Consider the following 1,320-nt stretch of genomic DNA (forward strand, 5'->3'; position numbering starts at 1 on the left):
TTTCGACAATTTTCGAGCTCGACTATTAGCTGGCTTTTCTAATTAGTTTTTATTATCACCTCAAACCCAAAAGACCCAAGCATTGAGAATTTGTTCTCGCGCTGGCTGCACTTGAACTAAAGAGTTATTTTGCTTTATTGGTGCGGGATTTTGCGCCTGTGCGGGAGATGAACAACAGGCACTAATTAGCAGTATAATTGTGGAAACGATTCTGAGTTTAAGCATCTAATTTCCTCTGGTGCGACAATATATCCTAACTTCCACTGCATTTCCTGAAAACTATGCTGGGTCGTACCCTCCGCAATCGTTATCAAATCATCAAATTCTTGGGACAAGGCGCTTTTGGCGACACTTACCTAGCTAAAGATTTAGACTTACCCGGACAGCCCCACTGCGTCGTCAAACATCTTAAACCAAAAGATCCCAATCCCGACCATTTACTAATTGCCAAAGGCTTATTCGACAAAGAAGCCGAAACGCTGCATAAATTGGGTAAGCTACACGACCAAATCCCCAGCCTTTCCGCCCACTTTGAGGAAAATAGGGAATTTTATTTGGTGCAAGATTTTATCGCCGGACATGACCTTACCAAAGAACTGATTATAGGTGAAAAATCAAGCGAATCCCATACTATTAAATTATTGCACGATATCTTAGAAGTTTTAGCCATTGTTCATCAGCAAAATGTGATTCATCGCGACTTGAAACCTGCTAATTTAATGCGCCGCCAAGATGGTAAAATTATCTTGATTGATTTCGGGGCGGTCAAGGAAATTAGCACAATGGTTGTTAATGCTCAAGGACAAACTAGCTTCACCGTTGGCATTGGTACTTCGGGTTATATGCCCAGCGAACAAGCGAAGGGCAAACCTAAACTGTGTAGCGATATTTATGCAGTGGGGATGATTGGAATTCAAGCATTGACTGGTGAACATCCTCATAACTTACGAGAAGATACGCGGAAAGGAGAGGTAATTTGGCGAAATCAGGCTCAAGTGAGTAATAATTTAGCTAATGTTTTAGATAAAATGGTGCGCGACAATTTCAGTCAGCGTTATCAAAATGCAGATGAAGCATTGCAAGCAATTTTATCTTTGTTGTCGCCTCTCCCACCACCGCCACCGACACCGACACCGACACCGACACCGACAAGGCGAGGTTTTTTACAATTAGTCGGTTTTGCGGGAGTAGGACTTGTCGGTGCAGTTGTGACTAAAAGTTTGCTGAATAACTCCTCAAATCCCCTAAGGAATGAAAATTTAATAACACAAGCAAGGTATAATAAACAAATGAGTGAATATCAATGTACTTGACATTTCA

Annotated in this window: 2 protein-coding genes; one reads left to right on the top strand and one right to left on the bottom strand. The window is 41.6% G+C overall.

Translation table 11 applies throughout. The features are described 5' to 3' along the window. Positions 1–60 precede the first annotated feature (60 nt). A complete protein-coding gene (locus QUA54_RS34255; RefSeq protein ID WP_333419485.1) occupies positions 61–225 on the bottom strand; it encodes a hypothetical protein in 165 nt (54 codons plus the stop codon). Positions 226–281: 56 nt separating this feature from the next. Between QUA54_RS34255 and QUA54_RS34260 the strand changes: the two genes are divergently transcribed. Then, the gene (locus QUA54_RS34260; protein ID WP_333419486.1) at positions 282–1,313 is read left to right on the top strand and encodes a serine/threonine-protein kinase; all 1,032 of its coding nucleotides are present in this window, start codon (positions 282–284) and stop codon (positions 1,311–1,313) included. Positions 1,314–1,320: the final 7 nt, after the last annotated feature.

The organism is Microcoleus sp. MOSTC5 (assembly GCF_036701825.1).
Classification (GTDB): Bacteria; Cyanobacteriota; Cyanobacteriia; order Cyanobacteriales; family Microcoleaceae; genus Microcoleus; species Microcoleus asticus.